Genomic DNA, 24,943 nt, shown 5'->3' with positions numbered 1-24,943 from the left:
TGTCGGCATGGTCGATCGCCATCGATGTTTGTAACGGATTCCGGCAGTGGCCGCTAGCGGAAAACCGCGTAACAGTGACCATTGGCCTAGATCATAGTGGTCGCTTGGAGGCATCGCCGCCCACTTCGCGCACCAGTCGGGGTACCAGATAGCCCGGCAGCCGTGTACGAAGCGTATCCATCAAGGCCTGTGCGCGAAGGTCGTTCACCTCGAAATGCGCCGTGCCTTGCACCCGGTCGAGCTGATGCAGGTAGTAGGGCAACACGCCGGCAGCGAACAGTCGCTCGGACAGCTGGGCAAGGACGTCCGCATCGTCATTGACCCCACGCAGCAGTACCGACTGGTTGAGCAGGCTGGCGCCAGCGTCGCGCAGGCGTGCGCAGGCGGCATCGACGCTGGCGTCCAGTTCATTGGTATGGTTGGCATGCAGTACCACCACCTTTTGCAATGGCAACGCGGCCAGCCAGGCGACGAAAGCATCGTCGATCCGTTCGGGCAGCACTACCGGCAGGCGGGTATGGATGCGCAGGCGGATCACATGGGGCAGATCGGCCAAGCCTTGGGTCAGCTCCTCGAGCTTGTGCGTAGCCAGTGCCAGCGGATCGCCACCGGAAAGGATCAGTTCGCGGATCGACAGGTCGGCCTTCAGGTGAGCCAAGGCATCGCGCCACTGCGACGCAGCGGCGATCTCCTCGCCATAGGGGAAGTGCCGGCGGAAGCAATAGCGGCAGTTCACCGCACAGCTGCCGCTGGCGATCAGCAGCGCGCGGCCGTCGTACTTGTGCAGGATGCCGTGCCCGGCTTTGGACGGCAGGTCACCCACGGCGTCCATCGTGAAACCCTCGACCTGATTGTGCTCGGCCCGTTGTGGAAGCACTTGCAGCAGCAGCGGGTCGGTCGGGTCGTTGCGGCGCATCCGCGCGACGAATCCACGCGGAACGCGCAAGACGAAGCCGGCGTCGTCGGTCGGTAGCAGATCGGTGCGGTCGCCCAGGCCCACCGCCTGCAGCAGCTCCCCGGCGTCGGTGATGGCATCTCGCCATAGCTCGCGCCATCCGGGAGCAGGCGACAATAGGCGGGGATGGGGGCTTGCGGTTATCATGATGGGCCTTGGAGCGGGCGCTGAAGCCCGTGACAGATATCCATTTTAGCCGCCCATTGGGCGAAATTGACTCCGGAGCAGATAGCGCATGGCGACCCTTGGCCTCAATGATGTCAAAACGGGTAAGAAGATCCTTCATAACGGCGATCCCTGGCTCATTACAGAAGCGGACTTCGTCAAGCCGGGCAAGGGCCAGGCGTTCACCCGTATCCGCATCCGCAATCTGAAGGACGGCCGCACCACCGAGCAGACGCTGAAGTCCAGCGACTCCTTCGAGGAAGCCGATGCCACCGATACCGACATGCAGCTTTCGTTTATCGACGGCATTGGCAAGGATCGCGTCTGGCACTTCATGAACATGGAGACCTTCGAGATCACGCCCGCCTCCCTGGCCGCGATGGGCGATGCGTGGAAGTGGCTCAAGGGCGAGGAAGAGTGCGTCGTCACCGTGTTCAACGGCGGCATCATTGCCGTACAGGCGCCGAAGTTCGTCGAGCTGAAAATCACCGAGACCGATCCGGGCGTGCGTGGCGATACCTCCGGCGGCGGTGGCAAGCCGGCCACGCTGGAGACCGGTGCCGTGGTGCGCGTGCCGCTGTTCGTCAATCAGGACGAAATCATCAAGGTCGATACCCGCACCGGCGATTACGACAGCCGCGTGAAATAACGAGTTGGCGCGCGAACGCAGGTTCGCGCCTTTGCCAGCCGTCATCCCGAAGAGACCGGAATGACGATCCAAAGCATGGGGCGGCCGCCGCAAGGTACCGCCCCATATCGTATACAAACTGGTCGTATCCAAACTGACAGAGCGAGTTGATGATGAGTCCGACGACACCGCAGCCAGTCGACCTGATGATCGAGGCACGCTGGGTGGTGCCGGTCGAACCCCATGCGGTGGTGCTGGAAGACCACGCCGTGGTGGTGCAGGGCGATCACATCATTGCGCTGTTGCCGATCGCCGAGGCCCGGGCCGCCTATGCGCCGCGCGAGCGCATCGAGCTCGGTGAGCACGCGCTGATCCCGGGCCTGATCAATGCGCATACGCACAACCCGATGACTCTGTTGCGCGGTCTTGCCGACGACCTGCCGCTGATGGTGTGGCTGCAGCAGCACATCTGGCCGGCCGAGGCGAAGGTGATCGGGCCGGAGTTCGTGCGTGACGGCGTCGAACTGGCGGTGGCCGAGATGCTGCGCGGTGGCACCACCTGCGCCAACGAGAACTATTTCTTCCCCGACGTGATTGGCGCGACCTACCGCAAGCTCGGCTTCCGTGCCGTGATCGGTCTGCCGGTGATCGAGTTTCCGACCGCGTGGGCCAAGAGCCAGGACGAATACTTCGAGCGTGCCGGCGAGGTGCATGACAGCTTTCGGGCCGATGCGCTGATCAGCACCGCATTCGCGCCGCATGCCCCGTACACGGTGTCGGACGAGAGTTTCGAGCGTATCCGCGTGCTGGCCGACCAGCTCGATATCCCGGTGCACCTGCATACGCACGAGACCGCGCACGAGGTCGAGGAAGAAAAGAAGAAGAGCGGACTGCGTCCGTTCCAGCGACTGCAGAAACTTGGTCTGGTCAACGATCGCCTGATCGCGGTGCACATGACCCAGCTCACCGATGGCGAGATCGCCGCCTGCGCGGAGGCTGGTGTGTCGGTGGTGCATTGCCCTGAATCCAACCTCAAGCTGGCCTCCGGCTTCTGCCCGGCGGAAAAGCTGCGCCAGGCCGGTGTCAATGTGGCGCTGGGCACCGACGGCTGCGCGTCGAACAACGATCTGGACATGTTCGGCGAGATGCGCACCGCGGCATTGCTGGCCAAGGCGGTGGCGGAGGATGCGTCCGCGTTTGACGCGGCCTACGCGCTGCGTGCCGCCACCCTCAACAGCGCCAAGGCGATGGGGTTGGAGGCGAAGATTGGCTCGATCGAAGTCGGCAAGCAGGCCGACCTTACCGCCGTACGATTGAGTGATCTGGAAACCCAGCCGCTTTTCCACGTGGTCTCCCAGCTGATCTACGCCAGCGGTCGGCATCAGGTCAGTGACGTTTGGATCGCCGGTCGGCGCAAGCTGGCCGAACGCGTGCTGATCGGCATGGATACCGACGCCATCCTTGCCCGCACTCGCGCCTGGCGCGAGCGCATCATCGCTGGTTGAATGCGGAGCGAGTCCATGAACCGCTATCTCGTCATCCTGCTGCGCAAGCCGCATGTCGATCCAGCCATGGTGTCGGCGCACCGTGACTTTCTCGCCGAGTTGCGCGTCCAGGGCCGCAATGAAATGAATGGGCCGTTCGGTGATGGATACGGCGGTGCGTATCTGCTGCGCGCGAACGATCTGGACGAGGCCATGACCATCGTGCAGCGCGATCCGGCGTCGGTCAGTGGCGGTTGGGAGATCACCGTCCATGAATGGCAGGCCAGCTAGGCTTGTCCGTACCTTTTGAGCACACGACCATGTCACAGACCGCCAATGTCAGTCCCGAGGAAATCGCCCGTTTTGACCAGCTGGCTGCACGCTGGTGGGACCCGGACGGTGAATCGCGTCCACTGCACGACCTCAACCCGGTGCGCGCGGCCTATATCGCAGCCCGTGTCGATCTGCGTGGTGCCCGGGTGGCTGATGTCGGTTGCGGCGGCGGCCTGTTGAGCGAGGCGCTGGCGCGCGCTGGCGCGAAGGTCACTGGCATCGACCTGGGGCAGAAGGTGATCGACGTCGCCCGCTTGCATCTGCATGAGTCGAATCTCGACGTCGATTACCGCGTGCAATCCTCGGACGAGTTGGCCGCCGCGGAGCCGGCCAGTTTCGATGCGGTGTGTTGCATGGAGCTGATCGAGCACGTGCCTGATCCAGCGGCGCTGGTGCATGATCTGGCGACGATGCTGAAGCCTGGCGGTCGGCTGTTCATGTCCACCTTGAATCGCACACCGGCCGCGTTCGGTGCAGCCATCCTCGGTGCCGAATACGTCATGCGCATGTTGCCGCGTGGCACCCATCACTACGCGCAATTCCTGAAGCCGTCCGAACTCGCCCGATTGCTGCGGCAGGCCGGACTGGAGTTGGAGGACGTATCCGGGCTGGGCTACAACCCGTTGCAGCGCAAGGCTTGGCTCAGCCGCTTCACCGCGGTGAACTACCTGCTCAGCGCGTGCAAACCAGCATGAAGCCACTACCAGAAAACATCCAGGGCGTGCTGTTCGATCTGGATGGCACCTTGCTCGACAGCGCGCCGGATCTGTACGCAGCGCTGGTCGCGCAGTGCGCGGAAGAGGGCGTGCCATCACCGCCGTATGCACCGGTGCGCGAGGTGGTTTCACGCGGCGCGCGGGCGGTTCTGCGCTGCGCCTTCGCCGACCGTGGCGAGCCTGCGCTCGATGAGCTGATACCGCGTTATCTCGAGTTGTACCAGCAAGTGATGGCGCAGCAGACCAGCGCATTCGAAGGCATCGACGACCTGCTCGTACGCATCGAAGCGCAGGGTCTGCGCTGGGGCATCGTTACCAACAAGGCGGCGTTCCTCACCGACGAACTGGTCAGTCGTATCGGTTGGGCCAGTCGTGCCAGTGCGGTGGTGTCCGGCGACACGCTGCCGGTGAAGAAGCCCGATCCGGCGCCGGTGCTGTTGGCCTGCGAACGCGCCGGTGTGGAACCGGCGCGTTGCCTGTTCATCGGCGACGACCGTCGCGACATACAGGCCGGCGTCGCCGCCGGCCTGTACACGGTCGCGGTGAGCTGGGGCTATCTGGACGGTGGCGATCCGCATACGTGGGGCGCCGACGCGGTACTCGATCACCCGGCCCAGCTGGCTGATCTGTTGCAACTACAACCGGTCGTAGCATGATCGAGCTGGTCGAACAGAGTGCCGTGCTGCAGGGCTTCATCGACAAATGGTTGGCGGTGCAGCCGCAACAGCGTGTGGCGCTGGCGTTTGTCGATGGCCGACGCTATCCCGGGCACGTCGCGCTGGCCGCGCTGGAGCAGGAGCTGCTGGGCGCCGCTTACGGCATCCGCGAACCCCAGGTGGCGGTGGCCAAGCTCAACTGGTGGGCCGAGGAGCTGAATGGCGCAGCGGCCAGTGGCGGCCGGCATCCGCTGACCCAGGTGCTGTTCGACGACGAACGTGCCCACACCATCGCCAGCGATCTCTGGCTGGCGCCGGTACTGACCGCGATGGCTCAGCTGGAGCAGGGCACCGCCGCGGATTTCTCCGCCCAGCTCGATGCCGCGATGCCGTTGCATGGTGCGTTGGCTGCACTAGAAACCGCTTGGTGGTATGGCAGCGAGGCGTCGCCGGCGCGCGCGGCACGGGTCGCCACGCTCAATCACCTGCTGTATGCGCTGCTGCGGCTGGAGCAGGACGCCGAGCGCGACCGTCTGCCGCTGCCGATGGCGCAGCTGGCGCGGCATGGCCTGAGCCGTGCGCAACTGCGTACACCCAGTGAAGCGCGGCAGCAGGCGGTCAAGGCGCAACTGGACGATCTGCTGGCCAGCTGGCGCGGGTCAGCCGCTCTGGACGGGCCACTCAGCGTGTTTCGTGCCTTGGAGTCGTGTCACGGCAGCAAGCTGACGCAGCGTGCGGTCTGTGCTGAAGATGCCCTGGCCACCTTGCAGGCAGGACAGCCGCATACCGGGTTGGCCACCGCGTTGCAGGCATGGCAGGCCGCGCGGGCGTGGCAGCGGCAGCTGCCCTGACACGTGCAAGACGCAGTGTTTCCACCGCACCACTATTGCGCAGTGGCCCGTCTGCCCCAAACTTGATGCACTTCACGGCGACCTGTTCGCCGATGCCAGGATTTCCCCATGCCGAATCAGGAAAATACCGCCCGCCTGCTCCCCGACGTTGCCGTCCACGCGCAGCCGCATCTCGCCGGCGCGCTGGATTGGGTCGGCATGGCCGATATCCAGGTGCCGGTGCGTTTCGATGCCGGTGACGGCGATGTACAGCGAGCCAGTGCCAAGGTCGGTGCCTTCGTCAATCTGAAGCGGCCGGACAAGCGTGGCATCCACATGTCGCGCCTGTACCTGCAGGTCGAGCAGGCACTGAGCACGCAGACGCTCACCGCCGATTCGCTGCACGCGCTGCTGCGCGGCTTCCTGGATTCGCACAAGGATCTGTCCGATCGCGCCTGCCTCAGCATCCATTTCGAGCACCTGGTGCGCCGCCCCGCTTTGCGCAGTGACAACAGCGGCTGGCGCGCGTACCCGGTCTGCATCGAAGCCAGCCTGACCGGCGACGACTTCCTGCTCGAATTCGGCACAGAGGTGGTTTATTCCTCCACCTGCCCAGCCTCGGCGGCGTTGTCGCGCCAACTGATCCAGGAGCAGTTCGCCAGCGACTTCGATGCTGCCAAGTCGATCGATCACGCGGCCGTGCTGGCGTGGCTCGGCAGTGAACGCGGCATCGTCGCTACCCCGCATGCCCAGCGCAGCGTGGCGCGCTTGCGCACGCGCCCCGTCGCCGGTGCCACTTTTCACCTAATCAGCCTGATCGATCGCGTCGAACACGCACTCGGCACGCCGGTGCAGACCGCGGTGAAGCGCGAGGACGAACAGGCCTTCGCGCTGGCCAACGGCAGCAACCTGATGTTCTGCGAGGACGCCGCCCGGCGCATACAGAAGGCACTTGATGCCGATGTCGCATTGAGCGACTTCCACATCCGTGTCGAGCATCAGGAAAGCCTGCATCCGCATGACGCAGTGGCATATGCGAGCAAGGGTGTAGATGGGGGTTACGGCTCGACGCCGTGAGCCGCTGCACAGGGTAGCCATTACCCGGCAGCTTTTGATGCCGTAAGAGTGCGACATGAGCGGCTGGTAGTCGCCGTCCTGGTGCTTAGTGGTCGAGAGTCGACCGCTGGCCGCACACACGGTCGTCGATCATCTGCTCGCCGAGGCACCCATCGAGATTGCTGGCAGTCGTCTTGAGGAGGCCGTCTTTCACGCGCAGGTCGGCGTGGAGGCGGCGGTCTTCGTTGACGAGCTCGGCGTTCTTGATCAGCCAGTCAGTGGATATCGGGGGCATCGCCCTGGCAGCGACAGCGGGGGTAATGAAAGTGTTCGGGTACCGGGTCCTCGCCACCGGTGCACAATGGCTGGCAGCGCAGCAGCCGCCAGCCGCTCAGCAGGCTGCCGCGCCACGGACCAAAACGCGTGACCGCAATCCGTGCATAATCAGAGCAATTGGGGTGGAATCGGCACCGCTGTCCCAGCAATGGGCTTAGCCACCGCTTGTAGAAACGAAGCAACCACAGTATCAATCGGGTCAGGACATTCACGTTGCCGGAACGGCTTGCAGTATGTAGTAGTACAAGTATTCCAGAAGCAAGCTTGCTGGTGTAGGACACATGGGCTATAACACCCGGCCGTCACGGCCAAAAACGGTGAAGGGATATGGCGAAAACGACCCGTAGTTCGACCGCCGCGACGGCGCAGAAGAAGGCTTCGACCAAGGCACAGGTTGCCAAGGCCGGCAAATCGAAAGCAGCTGCCGCAAAAGGACATGCCGTGAAGAGCACCAGCAAGACATCCGCAAAGGCAACCCGTTCCGTGGCCAAGCCAGTGAGTAAAGTCAATACGAAGAAGGTGGCGGCGAAGAAGCCGGCAGCCAAGCCGGTAGCCAAGAAAGTCGCTGCCAAGCCGCAGCCGAAAAAGGCCAGTCCGGCCAAAAAGCCGGTGGCCAAGAAGGCCGCAGTGAAAAAAGTCGCCGTCAAGAAGCCGGCGCCAAAGAAAGTTGCTGTCAAGAACACCAAGGTCAAGAGCAGCCCGGTCAGCAAGAAGGCTGCGAAGCCCGCCATCAAGCCGGTCGCCAAGAAGGCAGCTGCACCGGTCAATCCCACGGTGAAGCATGCTGCGAAAGCAGTAGCCAAGCCGGTCAGCAAGCCGGTTGCGCCAGCCAAGGTTCCGGCCAAGCCGATTGCCAAGCCGGCACCGGCACCCGTACCAGTTCATCACGTGGTCAAAAGCATATCCCCGTCACCCGCCAGCACCCTGTTCAAGGGCAAGGTGGCGAGTGCCACCGCCATGGTGACGCCGCGTGCAGCTCCGGCTGCCGAGCGTCACGCCTCTCCTCAGAAAAATCAGAAAAACTCGTCGTCCTCAATGAATAAACTTGCTACAAAAAAACTCGATAACGGTGTCACCCGTGAAGACGGGCGCTACGCGCTGCCGTCCACCAGCACCATCGCATTGCCCAAGGGTTATCACCCCTCTAGCACAGAGGAGTACATGAACCCGATGCATCTGGCCTACTTCCGCAACAAGCTGCGCGACTGGCGCGATCAGCTGGTGGAAGAGTCACGCCAGACCATGGACAACCTGCGTGATGAGGTGCGTGACGTTGGCGACGAAGCCGAACGTGCCACCCGCGAAACCGAGAACTCGCTCGAACTGCGTACACGTGACCGTTACCGCAAGCTGATCTCCAAGATCGACAAGGCGCTGCGCCGGATCGAGGAAGGCAGCTACGGCTTCTGCGAAGAGACCGACGAGGAGATCGGCGTCGATCGTCTCGATGCGCGTCCGATCGCCACGCTGTCGCTGGATGCGCAGGAGCGCCGCGAGCATCTGCAGAAGCAGATGGGCGACTGAGTCTGCCTGGATTCGCTGGTAATGCCGAGGCCCCGCCCTGTGCGGGGCTTCGCTTTTTCAGGTGCTTGATGGCTGGCTGGAGTTGGAGATCAGGCCAGCGTCTGCGCCGCATAACCCTTCAGTTTCGCCAGCATCGCGGCCAGACCATTGGAGCGAGTGGGCGAGAGATGCTTGGCCAGCCCGATCGTGGCGATGAACTCCGGTTCGGTGGCGACGATCTCCTGCGCGGAGCGGTCCGAATAAACCCGCAGCACCAGGGCGATCAGGCCGGAGACGATCGCGGAGTCGCTGATCGCCTCAAAATGCATCTTCGCCGCATCACCGCTGGGTACCAGCCATACCATCGACTGGCAGCCGTGCACGCGGTGCTCCTCGGTCTTCGAGGCTTCGGGAAACGTCGGCAACTGCTTGCCGAGATCGATCAGGTACTGGTAGCGCTCGGTCCAGTCGCCAAAGAACGCGAATTCTTCGGCGATATCGAGTTGCGCCTGGGCGGCGCTGGGTGTGGCGATGGCGTTCATGCGGGCATTATCGCGCAGCGCGGGGAAAGCTGCGAAAAAACGGGCATTATTGCTCAGCTTTTCAGCACGCTCCAGCGTGTCCCCTGCGCACCATCCTCGATCTCGATGTTCATGGCCGCCAGCTCATCGCGGATGGCATCGGCACGCTTGAAGTCGCGGGCAGCACGGGCAACGCGGCGTTCTTCCAGCAGTGCATCGATGTGTGCGGCATCGATGGCCTGCTCGCCGCCGCGCTTGAACCATGCTTCCGCATCCTGTTGCAGCAGGCCCAGCAAGGCGCCGCCACCGAGCAGGGCTGCTTTCGCCTCGGCCGTGCCGGACTGACGGGCGGCGTCGGCCAGCACGGACAGTTCGGCCAGCGCCTGCGGCGTATTGAGGTCGTCGCACAAGGCTGCCTCCATCCGTGCCGGCACCGGCAACGCACCGGCGGGCAGCTCGACAGCGGCCATGTCGCGCAGCACACGGTACCAGCCGTCCAGCGTGTTCACAGCCTGCCCGATGGCACCTTCGGACCAGTCCAGCGGCTGCCGGTAATGACCACGCAGCAGCAGCAGGCGCAACGCTTCCGGCGGATGCAGCTTCAGCAGTTCGTGCACCAGCAGCACGTTGCCCAGCGACTTGCTCATCTTGGCGCCGCCAAAGGTGAGCATGCCGTTGTGCATCCACCAGCGCGCGAACACCTTGCCACCGTGCGCGCAGGTGGACTGGGCGATCTCGTTCTCGTGATGCGGAAACTGCAGGTCGACGCCGCCAGCGTGGATGTCGATGGTCTCGCCGAGATGGGCGGCGCTCATCGCCGAGCACTCGATATGCCAGCCGGGGCGACCGCGACCCCACGGGCTGTCCCAGCCGGGCAGCTCGGGTGTGGACGGTTTCCACAGCACGAAGTCTGCCGGGTTCTTCTTGTAGGGAGCCACTTCCACACGGGCACCGGCGATCATGTCCTCGGTATCGCGTCCGGAGAGCTTGCCGTAGTCGGCGTAGGCAGCTACGTCAAACAGCGCATGGCCCTCGGCGACATAGGCATGCCCGTTGGCGATCAGCGCTTCAATCATCGTGATGATTTCGCCGATGTGAGCGGTTGCGTGCGGCTCGATGTCCGGCGGGGCGATGCCCAGGGCTGCCATGTCCTCGCGGTAGGCTGCAGTGAAGCGCTCGGTAATCGTGCCGATCGCCACGCCCTGTGCAAGCGCGGCTGCGTTGATCTTGTCGTCCACGTCGGTGATGTTGCGTGCGTAGACCACGTGAGGGTAATGCCGGCGCAGCAGCCGCGCCAGCACGTCGAACACCACTGGGCCGCGCGCGTTGCCGATGTGCACGTAGTTGTAGACCGTAGGGCCGCACAGATACATCGTCACTCGCGCGGGATCGAGCGGTGCGAATGCTTCGGTACGACGGGTCAGACTGTTGTAGAGCGAAATCGGCATGAAGGGGAAATCCACAGCGTGGGCCGCGCGCCGGCACGGCACGATTGGCCCGGCATCTTAACAAGGTGTAAGCAGCATGGTTACGAAAGGTTAATTCTAAGCCTGTATTCAGCGTGAATTTGTTGGAATGCAATCAGCACGTGCGCAAGCGCGCCTAATGTTCTCCCATCGGAGGTCGCAATGACCAAGAGCAAGATAATTCTTTCCGCACTGGCGCTGGTTCTGACAGCCTCCAGCGCTTTTGCACAGGGTGTGCCTGGCCCGAATGGCGGCAATGCTCATTACGGTTGGGCCGATGTGTTGCGCGTGGATCCTGTTTATGGCGCAGGTGCACCTCAACAGCAATGCCAGGACCAGACCGTGGTCCAGCAAAATCCGGCCAATACCACCGGTGGCACCATTCTGGGTGCGGTGATCGGTGGCGTGCTCGGCAACACGATTGGTCATGGTCGTGGTCGCGTGGCTACAACAGCCGTGGGCGCGGTCGCCGGCGGTGCAGTCGGTGGCCAGGTTGCCGCCAATAGCGCGGGCCAGTCCGTACAGACCGTAACGACTTGCCAACAGCTGCCACAACAGCGCCAGGTCATGGGCTACGACGTCGAGTACCGCTATCGCGGTGAGGTGTACCAGTCGCGCTTGAATTACGATCCGGGCGAGCGCCTGCGTGTCCTGGTCAACGTGGCTCCAGCCGAATGACAACCACCGCCGCCTCCGGGCGGCGGTTTGCTGTGGGCGTCCTGCTTCTGAAGCACAGGCCCTCTCAGATTTTTGTTGCACAGCAGCGAAATTATCGCCATCATGCACGCCAACCATCTGGAATCTGCATGTCCGCAGCCGTCTATACCGCTACCGTACTCACCAGCGCCCGCGCGGCTGCTGGCATGACGTCGCGTGCGCGCCGACCGCTGTATCGACATTCGGCCGGGTAGGCTGTCGCGCGCGTTTCATGTGTATCGACTATAAAACCCGGCCCTGTGCCGGGTTTTTTGTTTTGGGGTTTTGACTTCACGCGGCGGGAGCCGCAGGGAAAAGATCGATGACCATTCGCCACTTCATCACCACCCAGGATTACAGCCGCGCCGAGATCGATGCGCTGCTGGAGCAGGCTGCTGCATTCAAGCGCTCGCCGCGCGGCCAGCAGCTGGCCGGCAAATCCATCGCGCTGCTGTTCTTCAATCCCTCGATGCGTACCCGCACCAGCTTCGAGCTGGGCGCTTTCCATCTGGGGGCGCACGCCATCGTGCTGTCTCCGGGCAAGGACGCCTGGCCGATCGAGTTCGAGGTCGGCAGCGTGATGGATGGCGATACCGAGGAGCACATCGCTGAAGTAGCGCGCGTGCTGTCGCGCTACGTCGACCTGATCGCGGTGCGTGCGTTTCCGAAATTCCAGGACTGGGTGGTGGATCGCGAGGACAAGGTGATCAAGGCGTTCGCGCAGTACGCCACCGTGCCGGTGATCAACATGGAGACGATTACCCATCCGTGCCAGGAGCTCGCCCATGCGCTGGCGATGAAGGAACACCTGGGCAGCCTGCAGAACAAGAAGTACGTGCTGACCTGGACCTATCACCCGAAGCCTCTGAACACCGCGGTGGCGAACTCGGCGCTGTTGATCGCGACGAAGATGGGTATGGACGTGACCCTGCTGTGCCCGACGCCTGACTATGTGCTGGACGAGCGCTACATGGCGTTCGGCGAACAGAACGCGAAGGAGAACGGCGGCTCGTTCAAGGTCAGCCACAACATCGAAGAGGCCTATACCGGCGCCGATGTGGTCTACGCCAAGAGCTGGGGCGCGCTCCCGTTTTTCGGTCGCTGGGAGCAGGAGAAGCCGATCCGCGAGGCGAACAAGCACTTCATTGTCGACGAGGCGAAGATGGCGTTGACCAACCATGGCTTGTTCAGTCATTGCCTGCCGTTGCGTCGGAACATCAAGGCCACCGATGCGGTGATGGATTCGCCCGCCTGCATCGCGATCGACGAGGCCGAGAACCGCCTGCACGTGCAGAAGGCGGTGATGGCGTCGCTGATGGCCGGTCGCTGAAATTCTTCAGGAAAAGTCCATGTACACACCCAGCTACTTCAAGGAAACGCGGATCGAGGCCCTGCACGGGCTGATCCGTGATTTTCCGTTCGCCACGTTGGTGACCAACACTGATGCCGGGCTAGTGGCCAACCATCTGCCATTCGAGTTGGTTGGTGACAACGTGCTGCATGGGCATGTCGCACGCGGCAATGAACTGCGGCAGGCCGATGGCGCCGAGGTGCTGGTGATTTTCCGCGGACCGGACGGCTATATCAGTCCGAACTGGTATCCGAGCAAGCACGAGACGGGTGGTCGCGAAGTGCCGACCTGGAACTACGCGGTTGTGCATGTACATGGCCGCCTGCGCGTGGTCGAGGATGCGGTCTGGCTGCGCAAGCTGCTGGAGACGTTGACCGACCGGCATGAGGCGGGATTGCCGGCGCCATGGAAGGTCGCGGATGCACCGGCCGATCACATCGAGAAATCGTTGCACGGCATCGTCGGCCTGGAGATCGCGATCGAACGCATCGAGGGCAAGTTCAAGCTGAGCCAGAACCATCCCGAAGCCAATCGTCTCGGCGTGATCGGCGGCTTGCGGCAGCGCGATGGCGATGGCGACGCGGAACTGGCCGACCTGATGGCCCAACAAGAGGACACCCACTCGTGAGCAGCGGACATCAGCACCACTATCGCGTCGACGTGGTGTGGACCGGCAACCTCGGCAGCGGTACGGATGGCTATCGCAATTACAGCCGTGACCACGAGATCCGTATCGCGGGCAAGCCGACGCTCGCTGGTTCGTCTGATCCCACGTTCCGCGGTGACGCCGCCAGGCACAATCCCGAAGACATGCTGGTAACCGCGCTGTCGACCTGCCACATGCTGTCGTATCTGCATATGGTCACGGTGGCGGGTGTGGTGGTGACTGCTTACAGCGATGCTGCCGAAGGCACGATGGCAACCGAAGGCGATGGCGGTCGCTTTGTCGAGGTCGTGCTGCATCCCACGGTGACCATCAGTGCCGGCAGCGACCCGGTCAAGGCCGAGGCCGCACATGAGGCTGCCCACCACGCCTGTTTCATCGCCAATTCCGTGAATTTTCCGGTGCGCTGTGAGCAGCGCATCATCGTTGAATCCGTCTGACCGTTTTCATTTCCAGGATATGCAAGCCATGAGCAAAGATATCGTTCTCGCGTTTTCCGGTGGCCTCGACACCAGCTTCTGCGTGCCATACCTGCAGGAGCATGGCTGGGCCGTGCATACCGTGTTTGCCGACACCGGTGGTGTCGATGCGGAGGAGCGCGCGTTCATCGAGCAGCGCGCGGCCGAGCTGGGCGTCGCCTCGCATGTCACCGTCGATGGCGGCCCGGCGATCTGGGAAGGCTTCGTGAAACCCTTTGTGCAGGCGGGCGAGGGCTACCAGGGCCAGTACCCGCTGCTGGTCTCCGATCGCTACCTGATCGTCGAGGCCGCGCTGAAGCGCGCCGCCGAGTTGGGTACCAAGGCGATCGCGCATGGATGTACCGGCATGGGCAACGACCAGGTGCGCTTCGACCTCACGGTGAAGGCGCTGGGCGACTACGAGATCGTGGCGCCGATCCGCGAGATCCAGAAGGAGCACACCCAGACGCGTGCCTACGAGCAGGCTTATCTGGAGCAGCGTGGCTTCGGCGTGCGCGCCAAGCAGCAGGCCTACACGATCAATGAGAACCTGCTTGGCCTGACCATGTCCGGCGGCGAGATCGACCGCTGGCAGGCGCCAGGCGAGGGCGCGGCAGGCTGGTGCAAGCCGCGCGCCGAATGGCCGTCCAAACCGCTGCGCGTGAAGATCGGCTTCGTCAAGGGCGAGGCAGTAACACTGGATGGCGAGAAGATCGCCGGCCACATCATGCTGGCCAAGTTGAACGGCTTGTTCGCGCAGTACGGCGTGGGTCGCGGCATCTACACCGGCGACACCACGATCGGCCTGAAGGGCCGCATCATCTTCGAGGCACCGGGCCTGACCGTGCTGCTCGCCGCACATCGCGCGCTGGAAGAAGCCGTGCTGTCGAAGCAGCAGAACCGCTTCAAGCCCGAGGTGGCGCGCAAGTGGGTGGAGCTGGTCTACGAGGGCTTCTTCCACGACCCGTTGAAGACCGACCTGGAAGCCTTCCTTGCCTCCAGCCAGTCCACCGTCAACGGCGAAGTGACGCTCGAAACCAGCGGCGGCATCGTCAGCGCCGTCGCGGTCGAGTCCAAGCACATCCTCAATGCCAAGGGTGCCACGTACGCGCAGTCGGCCGATTGGGGCGTGGAGGAAGCCGAGGGCTTCATCAAGCTGTTCGGCATGAGCAGCACGCTGTGGGCCGAGGTCAACCGCGGATGAGCAGCTTGCTCGATGCCACGCTGGAGCATCTGAAGGCGCTGGTCGGTTTCGACACGCGCAATCCACCGCGTGCGATCGGCACGGATGGCATCTTCGATTATCTGCGTGCGCAATTGCCCGGCTTCGACGTCAAGGTGACCGACTACGGCGCCGGTGCGGTGACCCTGCATGCGGTGCGTGGCCAGCCGAAATACCTGTTCAACGTGCATATGGACACGGTGCCCGATTCGCCACACTGGAGCGCGAGCCCGCACGAACTGCGGGTCACCGCGGATCGTGCGATCGGCCTCGGTGCCTGTGACATCAAAGGTGCGGCGGCAGCGTTGCTGGCGGTGGCGAATGCCACCGACGGCCCGCTGGCGCTGCTGCTGTCCACCGACGAGGAGGCGAACGACCCACGTTGCATCGCCGGTTTCCTTAGCGAATCGCGCGACTACCAGGCGGTGATCGTGGCCGAGCCGACCAGGGCCGAGGCGGTGCTGGCACATCGTGGAATCCAGTCTGTGCTGATGCGTTTCGCCGGCCATGCCGGCCATGCCTCGGGCGAACAGAAGCCCAGCGACAGCGCGCTGCACCAGACAGTGCGCTGGGGTGATGCGGCGCTGGATTTCGTCACCGCGCTATCGCATGAGCGCTTCGGTGGACTCACGGGTTTGCGCTTCAATATCGGTCGTATCGAAGGCGGCATCAAGGCGAACATGATCGCACCGACGGCGGAAGTGCGTTTCGGCTTCCGCCCGCTACCGACGATGGATCCGGACCAGTTGCTGCAGCGGTTCTCCACGCTGCTGGAGCCCGCGCCGGTCGAGTTCACCGAGACCTTCCGCGGCGCCTCGCTGCCGGCCGGCGATACCGCGCGGGCCGAGGAGCGCCGACTGGCCGCCCGCGATATTGCCGACGAACTGGAGCTGCCTATCGGCAACGCGGTGGATTTCTGGACCGAGGCCGCGCTGTTCTCGGCTGCCGGCTATACCGCCTTCGTCTATGGCCCTGGCGACATCGCCCAGGCGCACAGCGCCGACGAGTGGGTCGCGCTCGACCAATTGCAGAAGTACGCAGAATCTATTTATCGGATCATCAACAGTGGAAACGCATAAGCACACCCGCAAGACCATCGTGCGCCTGCTCTCGAGTATGGGCAGCGCGAAGGAAATCCAGCAGTACCTCAAGCGCTTCTCCGAAGTCGACGCCAAGCGTTTCGCGGTGGTGAAGGTGGGCGGCGCCGTGCTGCGCGACGAGCTGGCCGATCTCGCCTCGTCGCTGACCTTCCTGCAGCAGGTCGGGCTCACCCCGATCGTGCTGCACGGCGCCGGCCCGCAGCTGGACGAGGAACTGTCAGCTGCGGGTATTGAGAAACATACGGTGGGTGGCTTGCGGGTCACCTCGCCGAAGGCGCTCGGCATCGTACGGCGCGTGTTCCAGCAGCAGAATCTGAAGCTGGTCGAGGCACTGCAGTCGATGGATACGCGTGCCACCTCGGTGGCGACAGGCGTGTTCATGGCCAGCTATCTGGATCCCGATACCTACGGCATGGTCGGTAAGGTCGACAGCATCAACCTGGCGCCGATCGAGGCCAGCCTGCGTGCAGGCTCGATCCCGGTGATCGCCAGCCTTGGCGAGACCGACGAAGGACAGATCCTCAACATCAATGCGGACTTCGCGGCCAACGAGCTGGTGCGTGTGCTGCAGCCGTACAAGATCGTATTCCTCACCGGCACCGGCGGGCTGCTCGACGAGCAGGGCAAGCTGATCGACTCGATCAACCTGTCCACCGAGTACGAACACCTGATGGCGCAGCCGTGGATCAACGGCGGCATGCGCCTGAAGCTGGAGCAGATCGCCGACCTGCTGGCCGACCTGCCACTGACCTCGTCGGTGTCGATCACCCGGCCGGCGGAACTGGCCAAGGAACTGTTCACCCACAAGGGTTCGGGCACCCTGGTACGGCGCGGCGAGAAGGTGCTGACGTTCGATTCGTGGAAAGATATCGACCTTGAGCGGATGCGTACACTGATCGAATCGAGTTTCGGGCGCACCCTGGTGCCGGACTATTTCGAACGTACCCGGCCACTGCGCATCTACGTGAGCGAGAACTATCGCACCGCGATGATCCTCACCGAAGAAGGCGGTTTGCCGTATCTGGACAAGTTCGCCGTGCTCGATGACGCACAGGGCGAGGGTTTGGGGCGTGCGGTATGGCACGTGATGCGCGAGGAAAACCCGCGGCTGTTCTGGCGCTCGCGCCACGGCAACCCGGTCAACCCTTTCTACTACGCCGAGTCCGATGGTTGCCTCAAGCAGCCGCACTGGAAGGTGTTCTGGTACGGCATCCACGACTTCGACACCATCGCCCGCTGCGTGACGCATTGCGCACAGCGGCACCCGACCTTGACGGACTGAAGCATGAGCACGAACAGGAAACGCATCGGCATCGTCGGCGCGCGTGGGCATACCGGCGCGGAGCTGATCCGCTTGATCGCGGCACATCCAGCGCTGGAACTGACCTTCGTCTCCTCGCGCGAGCTGGACGGTCAACGCGTCGACGCGCATGTGTCCGAGTACCGTGGCGAGCTGCGCTACAGCGCACCGGCGCATGAGGACCTGCCGAAGCTGGGCGCTGACGTGGTGGTCCTGGCGTTGCCCAATGGCAAGGCCGAGATCTGTATCGCGGCGTTCGATGCGGCGGGTGTCGATCCGCTGATCGTGGATCTCTCCGCCGATTACCGCTTCGACGGGCACTGGTATTACGGCCTGCCTGAGCTGACCCGCGACAGGTGGCACGGCCAGAAGCGCATCAGCAATCCCGGTTGCTATGCCACCGCGATGCAACTGTCGATCGCACCGCTGAAGGACCTGCTCGCCGCACCGCCGGTGTGCTTCGGCGTGTCCGGTTATTCCGGTGCCGGTACCACCCCGTCGGACAAGAACGATCCGGACAAGCTGCGCGACAACCTGATGCCATATGCGCTTACGGGCCACATGCATGAAAAGGAGGCGTCGTTCCGGCTCGGTGTGCCAGTGGAATTCATGCCGCACGTGGCGCCGCATTTTCGTGGCCTCACCGTCACCACCAATCTGTACCTGTCGCGCAAGATGACGCGCGAGGAAGTACTTCAGCGTTTCCGCAGCGCTTACGAGGCCGAGCCACTGGTGGTGGTGGTCGACGATGCGCCGTGGGTCAGCCGCATCGCATGTCGGCATCATGCCGAGATCGGCGGCTTCGCGTTATCCGCCGACGGCAAGCGCGTGGTGATCGTCGCGACGCTGGACAATCTGCTGAAGGGCGCCGCCACGCAGGCGATGCAGAACATCAATCGTGCCATCGGCTGCGCAGAGCTGGCCGGCATCGATCCGGAAACGACTGGGCGACCGTGAAAGGGCCTCGCACCCTCCCACTGTCGTCCAAGTCAACTACCGGAGTTCACTATGCGCTTGTCCCGCTATTTATTACCTGCCCTGAAAAACGATCCCGCCGAAGCGCAGATCGTTTCGCATCGCCTGATGCTGCGCGCCGGCATGATCCGTCAGGAAGCCGCCGGCATCTATGCTTGGCTGCCGCTGGGTTTGCGCGTGCTGCGCAACGTCGAGCGCATCGTGCGCGAGGAAATGGACCTCGCCGGCGCAGTCGAACTGCTCATGCCCACCCTGCAATTGGCTGATCTGTGGCGAGAGAGTGGCCGCTACGATGCCTATGGCCCGGAAATGCTGCGCATTACCGATCGCCATGAACGTGAGTTGCTCTACGGGCCGACCAACGAGGAGATGGTCACCGAGATTTTCCGCAGCTATGTCAGTTCCTGGCGAAGCCTGCCGCTGAATCTCTATCAGGTGCAATGGAAGTTCCGCGACGAGCAGCGTCCACGTTTCGGTCTGATGCGCGGACGCGAGTTTCTGATGAAGGATGCCTATTCGTTTGATCTGGACGAAGCCGGCGCGCAGCGCTCCTATCGCCGCATGTTCGTCGCCTACCTGCGGATGTTCGCGCGGATGGGCCTGAAGGCCATACCGATGCGTGCAGAAACCGGCCCGATCGGCGGCGACTTGTCGCACGAGTTCATCGTGTTGGCACAAACCGGCGAGTCTGCCGTTTACTGTGATCGTGATGTATTGGACCTGCCCGTTCCCGCATCTGACATCGACTACGCCGGCGATCTTCAGCCGGTGATTGATGCATGGACAAGGCTCTATGCAGCTACCGAAGATGTGCATGACGCTGCGCGTTTCGAGCGCGAGGTGGTGCCAGCAAACCGTGTGCAGACGCGCGGTATCGAAGTGGGGCAGATTTTCTACTACGGCACCAAGTATTCGCTACCGATGAAGGCGACGGTGACCGGTACGGACGGCGTGGCCCGGCCGATTCACGGAGGCTGTTATGGCGTGGGCATATCGCGCCTTATCGGTGCCATCATCGAGGCCAGTCACGACGAGCATGGCATCGTGTGGCCTGCATCGGTATCGCCTTTCGATCTTGGCTTGGTCAACCTGAAGTCCGGCGATGCGCGCACCGACGCAGCCTGCGAAACGCTGTACGCACAGCTCCAGACAGCAGGCGTGAGTGTGCTGTACGACGACACCGACGACCGTGCCGGCGCGAAGTTTTCCAGGATGGATCTGATCGGGCTGCCCAGGCAACTCATCGTTGGCCCACGTGGCCTCGACACGGGCATGGTAGAGCTGAAGCGGCGCGCCAATGGCGAACGGCACGAGCTTTCCATCGAGGCGGCATTGCAATTACTGACGGCATCGCATTCAAATCAGGCCGCAACTATTCAGGCGAAACAAGCTCATGACTGACCTCCTATGGCAAAAAACGGGCGTGACCACAAACGCACGAATCATGGCGTTTCTCGCCGGTGACGACGTGCTGCTCGATCGCGAATTTTTCCTGCATGACATCACCGCCAGCAAGGCGCATGTGGAAGGGCTGGCGAATATCGGCGTGGTCAGTGCAGATGAGTCTGCGGCGCTGAAGCGCGAACTGGATACGCTGGCTGAGGATTTTCGCAGCGGTTCGTTCGTGCTGGACGATCGCTATGAAGATGGCCACTCGGCGATCGAGGCGCGGCTTACAGAACGACTCGGTGATGCCGGCCGTCGGGTGCACACCGGCCGCAGCCGCAACGATCAGATCCTGGTGGCCACCCGGTTGTGGCTGAAGGATCAACTGACCACGCTGCAGACGCATTGCCGCGCGATTGCTCAGGTCTGTCTTGAGCGTGCAGCACAGCCGGCGCTGCCGTTGCCTGGCTACACACACTTGCAACGTGCCGTGGTGTCGTCCACCGCGATGTGGTTTGCCGGTTTCGCCGAAGGCTTCATCGACAATGCGCTGCGTGCGCAGCAGACGTCTCTATGGATCGACGCCAATCCACTCGGCACAGCTGCCGGCTACGGCGTGAATCTGAAGCTGGACCGAGAGCACACCACGCAGGCACTCGGCTTCGCACGCATGCAGATCTCGCCGATCTACGCGCAGCTTTCACGTGGCAAGTTCGAGATGGCGGTGCTGGAGGCGATCGCCAGCGCACTGCTCGATCTGCGCCGGCTGGCGTGGGATCTGTCGCTGTTCACCACGACTGAATTCAACTTCGTGAAGCTGCCCGCCGAATACACCACCGGCAGCTCGATCATGCCGAACAAACGCAATCCGGATGTGGTGGAATTGTTGCGTGCCAGCTACGCCAGCGTGGCCGCTGCACGCACCGAGATCGAGCAGCTGCTATCACTGCCGTCCGGTTATCAGCGCGACCTGCAGTTTTCCAAGGGCTCGCTGTTTCATGGTTGCCGCCACGGCCTTGGTGCGCTGGAACTGGTGCCGGATCTGCTGGCACGGCTGCAGTGGAATGAGGGTGCCATGCGCGCAGCGATCGAGCCGACGATGTACGCCACCGATGTGGCGATCGAACAGGCCGCCGCCGGGGTGCCGTTCCGCGATGCCTACCGTGCGGCGGCGGAAACCGCAGCCTCGGCCGGACAGGGCCGCACACCCGAAAGCAGCCTCGCTGCGCGCGTGTCGCCTGGTGCGGGCCATGACCTGCGACTGGACGAACTGCATCAACGCTTGAGCACACTCGACGACTGAACGGAGTATCCGGCATGGGAGCGATCAGCACGGGGAATGCCGAACACTATGGTTGGGGTGAAACCTGCGACGGCTGGCATTTGCTCGCCAGTGACGACCTCAGTGTGATCGAGGAACGCATGCCGCCGGGTACCGCCGAGCAGCGGCATCGACACGTGAAGGCACGGCAATTCTTCTATGTGCTGGAAGGCGAAGCCATGCTGGAGCTGGAAGACTCGCGGCATCGACTGCTGCGCGGCGAAGGCCTGCATGTGCCGCCCGGCGTGGCGCACCAGATGCACAACGCGAGCAACGCAGATGTCCGTTTTCTGGTGGTCTCGGCGCCGAAGAGCCACGGTGATCGCATGCCGGCGCCCTTGTCGGAGGATGCCGCATGAGCGTCCGATCCACCTTGCCCGCACAGGCGTTGCCAAACTGGCGTCGTGCCGTACTGAAGGTAGGCAGCAATCTGCTTGCTGCCGACGGTGGCGGCCTTACTCCGTGTTACGCAGAGGCCTTGGCTGGTTTCATTGCCACCAGTCATGCTGCTGGTCGTCAGGTGGTGTTGGTGTCTTCGGGCGCGGTGGCGGCGGGATGTGCGCTGCTGCGAAAGCATGCAGCTGATGGCGATGGCCTCGCGGCGCGCCAGGCGCTGGCCGCCCTGGGTCAGGCGCCGATGATCGGGCTGTGGCAATCGCTGTCTGCGCGACCGGTGGCGCAGGTGCTGCTCACCCATGACGATCTGCGCAACCGTCGTCGTTATCTCAACGCGCGCGCCACGCTACGCGAACTGCTGGCGCTCGACGTGCTACCGGTGGTGAACGAGAACGACACTGTGGCAGTCGATGAGCTGAAACTCGGTGACAACGACAATCTCGCGGCGATCGTCGCGGCGCTGGTCGATGCCGATCTGCTGCTGATCGCTTCCGACGTCGACGCGCTGTACAGCGCCGATCCGCGTCGGGATCTGGCGGCCACGCCGATCACTTACGTGCCTGTGCTGACGCCATCGATCCTGGCGATGGCTGGCGGAAGTGGCAGCGCGGCCGGGACCGGCGGCATGCGTACCAAACTGGAGGCGGCGGCCAAGGCGGCTGCAGCAGGGATTCCAACCGCGCTGTTCAATGGCCGTGACGCCACAACGGTGCACGCGCTGCAGCATGATCGTTTGCACGGCACGCTGATCGCCGCAGCAAGCAGCCGCATGCAGGCGCGCAAGTATTGGCTGCGCCACGCACCGGCCGCACCGGGGCGTATCCGCATCGACGCCGGTGCTGTGCAGGCGCTGGCCGGTGGTCGTGTCTCGCTGTTGCCGGGCGGCGTGCTGGGTGCTGAGGGCGAGTTCCATCGCGGTGATCTGGTGGAGATCGTCGATGTGAATGGGCGATCGGTCGCCCGTGGTCTCTGCCAGTACGGTGCTGTCGAGCTGCGACGGCTGGCCGGGCGGCACAGCCGCGAGATCGAGGGTGTGCTCGGTTACAGCTACGGCGCCGAGGTAGTACACCGCGATGACCTTGCCACCGTGAGCGACATGGAGGCAACCGCATGAGCAGCATTCGCCAGCAGGCACTGGATTGCCGCGATGCTGCGCAAGTCATCGCTACGCTCGGCAGCGAGGCCAAGCGCGCGTTGCTGCGCGACATGGCGGCGGCGCTGGAAGCGCAGTGCGCCGCGGTACTGGTCGCGAATGCGCGCGACATGCGGCAGGCCGCAATGAATGGCGTACAGGGCGTCATGCTCGATCGCCTGCGGCTGGACGAGACGCGTGTGACCGGCGTTGCCAACGCCTTGCGCGAAGTAGCCGAACTGCCCGATCCGGTCGGCGTGGTGACGCGCCGCGAGACACGGCCGAACGGATTGTCGATCGAACGCGTGCGCATCCCACTCGGTGTCATTGTGATGATCTACGAGGCGCGCCCCAACGTCACCGCCGACGCCGCGGCGTTGTGCCTGATGGCGGGCAACGGCGTGATCCTGCGCGGTGGCACTGAGGCGATCCATTCCAACACGGCGATTGCAGGGGCGTTGAGATCGGCACTGGAAGCACACGGCATACCGGCTGCTGCGCTGACCCTGGTCGAGGATCTGCGCCGCGAGACAATGATCGAGCTGCTGCAGCTGAGCGACATTGTCGATCTGGCCATTCCGCGTGGCGGCGAAGGCCTGATCCGTTTCGTCGCCGAACACGCGCGCGTGCCGGTGATCAAGCATTACAAGGGCGTCTGCCACCTCTATGTTGATCGTGCCGCCGACCCCGCGCTGGCGCTGGATCTGCTGATCGACGGCAAGACCACGCGCCCTGGCGTATGCAACGCGCTGGAGACGTTGCTGGTGCATCGGGACATCGCCGCTGCGTTTCTACCCGCGGCTGCGGCGTCATTGCAGCAACATGGCGTGCAGCTGCGCGGTTGCGAGCGTAGTCGCGCCTTGGTGCCATCGATGAGCGCTGCGAGCGAGGATGACTACGCCGCGGAGTTTCTCGACCTGATCCTTGCCGTGCGCGTGATCGACGACCTGGACGCAGCGATCGAGCATATCCGCCGCCATGGCTCTGACCATACCGAAGTGATCGCCACCCGTGACGAAGGCGCGGCGCAGCGCTTCGTGCAGGCACTGCGCTGCGCAGTAGTGATGGTCAACGCGTCCTCGCGTTTCAGCGATGGCGGCGAACTGGGTCTCGGCGCGGAGATTGGCATCTCCACCACACGCTTGCACGCCTACGGGCCGATGGGGGCCGAGTCGCTGACGGTGGAGCGATTCGTGGTGAGAGGGGAAGGGCAGGTACGGCATCCGCAGAGTCGGACGTGAAGTTTTCGAATGCTGGCTGCTGGCTGCGGATTCAACCGAGGGCTCACGGATAACGCAATGCTTCCACCAGCAATGAAAACGCCGGCGAGTGCTGGCGCCTGCTCGGGTAGTAGAGGTGATAGCCGGGAAACGGCGGACACCAGTCGCCCAGCAGGCGCTGCAGCTTGCCGGCCGCGATATCCGCCAGGACCATGTCTTCCGGAAGACAGGCGAGGCCGAAGCCATCGAGCGCCGCCGTCCGGATCTGCCGGCTGTTGTTGAAGGCCAGCCGACCCTCCACGCGGACGTTCAGGGCATGGCCGTCCTGCTCGAACTCCCACGCGTAAAGTCCGCCGTGGGTAAGGAAGCGGATATTGATGCAGTCGTGTCCGGTGAGATCGCGCGGGGTATGCACCGGCGGGCGTGAGGTGAGGTAGTCGGGTGCACCGATGACGGCCATCCGCATCGGCGGACCGATGGGCGTGGCGATCATGTCCTTGGCCACCTGCTCACCCAGACGGATGCCCGCGTCAAATCGCTCGGCGACGATGTCGGTCAAGACAGAGTCGCTGATGACCTCGACGTGGATGTCCGGGTATCCCGGCAACAGCTTGCGCAGTGTCGGCCACAGCACCGTCGTGGCGGCGTGTTCGCCGGTGGTGATGCGCAGTGTGCCGCTGGGCTTGTCGCGCAGCTCGCTCAGGTTCGCCACGGCCGCATCGATGTCTCCAAAGTTGGGTGCCAACTCCCTGAACAGGCGATCGCCCGCCTCGGTGGGGGCGACATTGCGTGTGGTCCGGGTCAGCAGGCGCAGGCCCAGCCGAGCCTCCAGCCCGCGGATGGTGTGGCTGAGCGCCGATTGGGACACACCCAGTTGCGCAGCAGCGCGGGTGAAGCTGCGTTCGCGCGCCACCGCCAGGAAGGCCAGCAGATCGTTGTAGTTCTCGCGGGGCATGGGCGGACCCAGCTTATTAATGAGCACAGATCATAAAAGCATTCGTATTGCCCCGTCTAATCAAGGCAAACATCCGCGCGCAAACTATCTGCATCCCAATCCTCGGCCATCCACGGCA

27 protein-coding genes are annotated in these 24,943 nt (G+C 63.5%); 21 read left to right on the top strand and 6 right to left on the bottom strand.

Annotated elements, in window-relative coordinates; translation table 11 throughout:
* Positions 1–91: 91 nt before the first annotated feature.
* The gene (epmB, locus tag GSQ75_RS06410) at positions 92–1,102 is read right to left on the bottom strand and encodes an EF-P beta-lysylation protein EpmB (RefSeq protein ID WP_158753621.1); all 1,011 of its coding nucleotides are present in this window, start codon (positions 1,100–1,102) and stop codon (positions 92–94) included.
* 88 nt (positions 1,103–1,190) lie between these two features.
* On the opposite strand from epmB, the gene efp reads away from it, so the two are divergent.
* From efp to folE2, 7 genes are all read left to right on the top strand, one after another.
* Entirely contained in the window at positions 1,191–1,769 is a 579-nt protein-coding gene (gene efp / locus GSQ75_RS06405) for an elongation factor P (RefSeq protein WP_158753620.1), read from the top strand.
* Positions 1,770–1,921: 152 nt separating this feature from the next.
* The gene (locus tag GSQ75_RS06400; protein WP_158753619.1) at positions 1,922–3,253 is read left to right on the top strand and encodes a TRZ/ATZ family hydrolase; all 1,332 of its coding nucleotides are present in this window, start codon (positions 1,922–1,924) and stop codon (positions 3,251–3,253) included.
* A 15-nt stretch (positions 3,254–3,268) separates the two neighbouring features.
* Positions 3,269–3,523, top strand: a complete 255-nt coding sequence (locus tag GSQ75_RS06395; RefSeq protein WP_158753618.1) for a YciI family protein — start codon at positions 3,269–3,271, stop codon at positions 3,521–3,523.
* 29 nt (positions 3,524–3,552) lie between these two features.
* Positions 3,553–4,260, top strand: a complete 708-nt coding sequence (gene ubiG, locus GSQ75_RS06390) for a bifunctional 2-polyprenyl-6-hydroxyphenol methylase/3-demethylubiquinol 3-O-methyltransferase UbiG (RefSeq protein WP_158753617.1) — start codon at positions 3,553–3,555, stop codon at positions 4,258–4,260.
* Complete coding sequence (gene gph, locus GSQ75_RS06385) at positions 4,257–4,937, top strand: phosphoglycolate phosphatase (RefSeq protein WP_158753616.1); 681 nt, start codon at positions 4,257–4,259, stop codon at positions 4,935–4,937. The genes ubiG and gph overlap by 4 nt, the downstream gene beginning before the upstream one ends.
* Entirely contained in the window at positions 4,934–5,788 is an 855-nt protein-coding gene (locus GSQ75_RS06380) for a squalene/phytoene synthase family protein (protein WP_158753615.1), read from the top strand. Before gph ends, GSQ75_RS06380 begins: the two co-directional genes overlap by 4 nt.
* A 108-nt stretch (positions 5,789–5,896) precedes the next feature.
* Complete coding sequence (gene folE2 / locus GSQ75_RS06375; RefSeq protein ID WP_158753614.1) at positions 5,897–6,844, top strand: GTP cyclohydrolase FolE2; 948 nt, start codon at positions 5,897–5,899, stop codon at positions 6,842–6,844.
* An 85-nt stretch (positions 6,845–6,929) separates the two neighbouring features.
* On the opposite strand, the gene GSQ75_RS06370 is transcribed toward folE2, so the two are convergent.
* Together GSQ75_RS06370 and yidD are read right to left on the bottom strand one after the other, a co-directional pair.
* The gene (locus GSQ75_RS06370; RefSeq protein WP_158753613.1) at positions 6,930–7,118 is read right to left on the bottom strand and encodes a hypothetical protein; all 189 of its coding nucleotides are present in this window, start codon (positions 7,116–7,118) and stop codon (positions 6,930–6,932) included.
* Positions 7,099–7,371 (bottom strand): membrane protein insertion efficiency factor YidD, encoded by a 273-nt coding sequence (gene yidD, locus GSQ75_RS06365; protein WP_254058483.1) that lies wholly within the window; start codon positions 7,369–7,371, stop codon positions 7,099–7,101. Before yidD ends, GSQ75_RS06370 begins: the two co-directional genes overlap by 20 nt.
* 115 nt (positions 7,372–7,486) lie before the next feature.
* Between yidD and dksA the strand changes: the two genes are divergently transcribed.
* Positions 7,487–8,683: an RNA polymerase-binding protein DksA gene (dksA, locus tag GSQ75_RS19160; RefSeq protein WP_254058458.1), complete on the top strand. Its 1,197-nt coding sequence runs from the start codon at positions 7,487–7,489 to the stop codon at positions 8,681–8,683.
* 89 nt (positions 8,684–8,772) lie between these two features.
* Here the strand turns inward: dksA and GSQ75_RS06355 are convergent, their stop codons facing one another.
* Both GSQ75_RS06355 and cysS read right to left on the bottom strand, forming a co-directional pair.
* The gene (locus GSQ75_RS06355; RefSeq protein ID WP_158753612.1) at positions 8,773–9,204 is read right to left on the bottom strand and encodes a SufE family protein; all 432 of its coding nucleotides are present in this window, start codon (positions 9,202–9,204) and stop codon (positions 8,773–8,775) included.
* Positions 9,205–9,257: 53 nt separating this feature from the next.
* Positions 9,258–10,631 (bottom strand): cysteine--tRNA ligase, encoded by a 1,374-nt coding sequence (cysS, locus tag GSQ75_RS06350; RefSeq protein ID WP_158753611.1) that lies wholly within the window; start codon positions 10,629–10,631, stop codon positions 9,258–9,260.
* A gap of 180 nt (positions 10,632–10,811) precedes the next feature.
* Here cysS and GSQ75_RS06345 point away from each other — a divergent pair, with 180 nt between their 5' ends.
* The 13 genes from GSQ75_RS06345 to GSQ75_RS06285 all read left to right on the top strand — a co-directional run bounded on the left by GSQ75_RS06345 (position 10,812) and on the right by GSQ75_RS06285 (position 23,891).
* Positions 10,812–11,327: a glycine zipper 2TM domain-containing protein gene (locus tag GSQ75_RS06345; RefSeq protein ID WP_158753610.1), complete on the top strand. Its 516-nt coding sequence runs from the start codon at positions 10,812–10,814 to the stop codon at positions 11,325–11,327.
* Between the two features lie 340 nt (positions 11,328–11,667).
* Positions 11,668–12,675, top strand: a complete 1,008-nt coding sequence (locus GSQ75_RS06340; RefSeq protein ID WP_158753609.1) for an N-acetylornithine carbamoyltransferase — start codon at positions 11,668–11,670, stop codon at positions 12,673–12,675.
* 19 nt (positions 12,676–12,694) lie between these two features.
* A complete protein-coding gene (locus GSQ75_RS06335; protein ID WP_158753608.1) occupies positions 12,695–13,324 on the top strand; it encodes an FMN-binding negative transcriptional regulator in 630 nt (209 codons plus the stop codon).
* Positions 13,321–13,800, top strand: coding sequence for an OsmC family protein (locus tag GSQ75_RS06330; RefSeq protein WP_158753607.1), 480 nt, complete (start codon positions 13,321–13,323; stop codon positions 13,798–13,800). The genes GSQ75_RS06335 and GSQ75_RS06330 overlap by 4 nt, the downstream gene beginning before the upstream one ends.
* Before the next feature lie 28 nt (positions 13,801–13,828).
* Positions 13,829–15,022 carry an argininosuccinate synthase gene (locus GSQ75_RS06325; protein ID WP_158753606.1) on the top strand — a complete coding sequence of 398 codons (1,194 nt, stop codon included), beginning with the start codon at positions 13,829–13,831 and terminating at the stop codon, positions 15,020–15,022.
* Entirely contained in the window at positions 15,019–16,119 is a 1,101-nt protein-coding gene (locus tag GSQ75_RS06320; RefSeq protein WP_158753605.1) for an acetylornithine deacetylase, read from the top strand. Before GSQ75_RS06325 ends, GSQ75_RS06320 begins: the two co-directional genes overlap by 4 nt.
* Positions 16,106–17,422 (top strand): acetylglutamate kinase, encoded by a 1,317-nt coding sequence (locus GSQ75_RS06315; RefSeq protein WP_158753604.1) that lies wholly within the window; start codon positions 16,106–16,108, stop codon positions 17,420–17,422. Before GSQ75_RS06320 ends, GSQ75_RS06315 begins: the two co-directional genes overlap by 14 nt.
* 3 nt (positions 17,423–17,425) lie before the next feature.
* Positions 17,426–18,397 carry an N-acetyl-gamma-glutamyl-phosphate reductase gene (gene argC, locus GSQ75_RS06310; RefSeq protein WP_158753603.1) on the top strand — a complete coding sequence of 324 codons (972 nt, stop codon included), beginning with the start codon at positions 17,426–17,428 and terminating at the stop codon, positions 18,395–18,397.
* A gap of 51 nt (positions 18,398–18,448) precedes the next feature.
* Entirely contained in the window at positions 18,449–19,816 is a 1,368-nt protein-coding gene (gene proS, locus GSQ75_RS06305; RefSeq protein ID WP_158753602.1) for a proline--tRNA ligase, read from the top strand.
* Entirely contained in the window at positions 19,809–21,104 is a 1,296-nt protein-coding gene (gene argH / locus GSQ75_RS06300) for an argininosuccinate lyase (RefSeq protein ID WP_158753601.1), read from the top strand. The genes proS and argH overlap by 8 nt, the downstream gene beginning before the upstream one ends.
* Positions 21,105–21,118: 14 nt before the next feature.
* Positions 21,119–21,481 carry a cupin domain-containing protein gene (locus tag GSQ75_RS06295; RefSeq protein WP_158753600.1) on the top strand — a complete coding sequence of 121 codons (363 nt, stop codon included), beginning with the start codon at positions 21,119–21,121 and terminating at the stop codon, positions 21,479–21,481.
* The gene (gene proB / locus GSQ75_RS06290) at positions 21,478–22,632 is read left to right on the top strand and encodes a glutamate 5-kinase (RefSeq protein WP_158753599.1); all 1,155 of its coding nucleotides are present in this window, start codon (positions 21,478–21,480) and stop codon (positions 22,630–22,632) included. Before GSQ75_RS06295 ends, proB begins: the two co-directional genes overlap by 4 nt.
* The gene (locus GSQ75_RS06285) at positions 22,629–23,891 is read left to right on the top strand and encodes a glutamate-5-semialdehyde dehydrogenase (protein ID WP_158753598.1); all 1,263 of its coding nucleotides are present in this window, start codon (positions 22,629–22,631) and stop codon (positions 23,889–23,891) included. The genes proB and GSQ75_RS06285 overlap by 4 nt, the downstream gene beginning before the upstream one ends.
* 43 nt (positions 23,892–23,934) lie before the next feature.
* On the opposite strand, the gene GSQ75_RS06280 is transcribed toward GSQ75_RS06285, so the two are convergent.
* The gene (locus GSQ75_RS06280; protein ID WP_158753597.1) at positions 23,935–24,825 is read right to left on the bottom strand and encodes a LysR family transcriptional regulator; all 891 of its coding nucleotides are present in this window, start codon (positions 24,823–24,825) and stop codon (positions 23,935–23,937) included.
* Positions 24,826–24,943: the final 118 nt, after the last annotated feature.

This window comes from Dyella sp. S184, assembly GCF_009766065.1.
Classification (GTDB): Bacteria; Pseudomonadota; Gammaproteobacteria; order Xanthomonadales; family Rhodanobacteraceae; genus Rhodanobacter.
The sequence above is the reverse complement of the archived record's forward strand: the minus strand, read 5'-3'. Positions and strand labels throughout refer to the sequence as shown.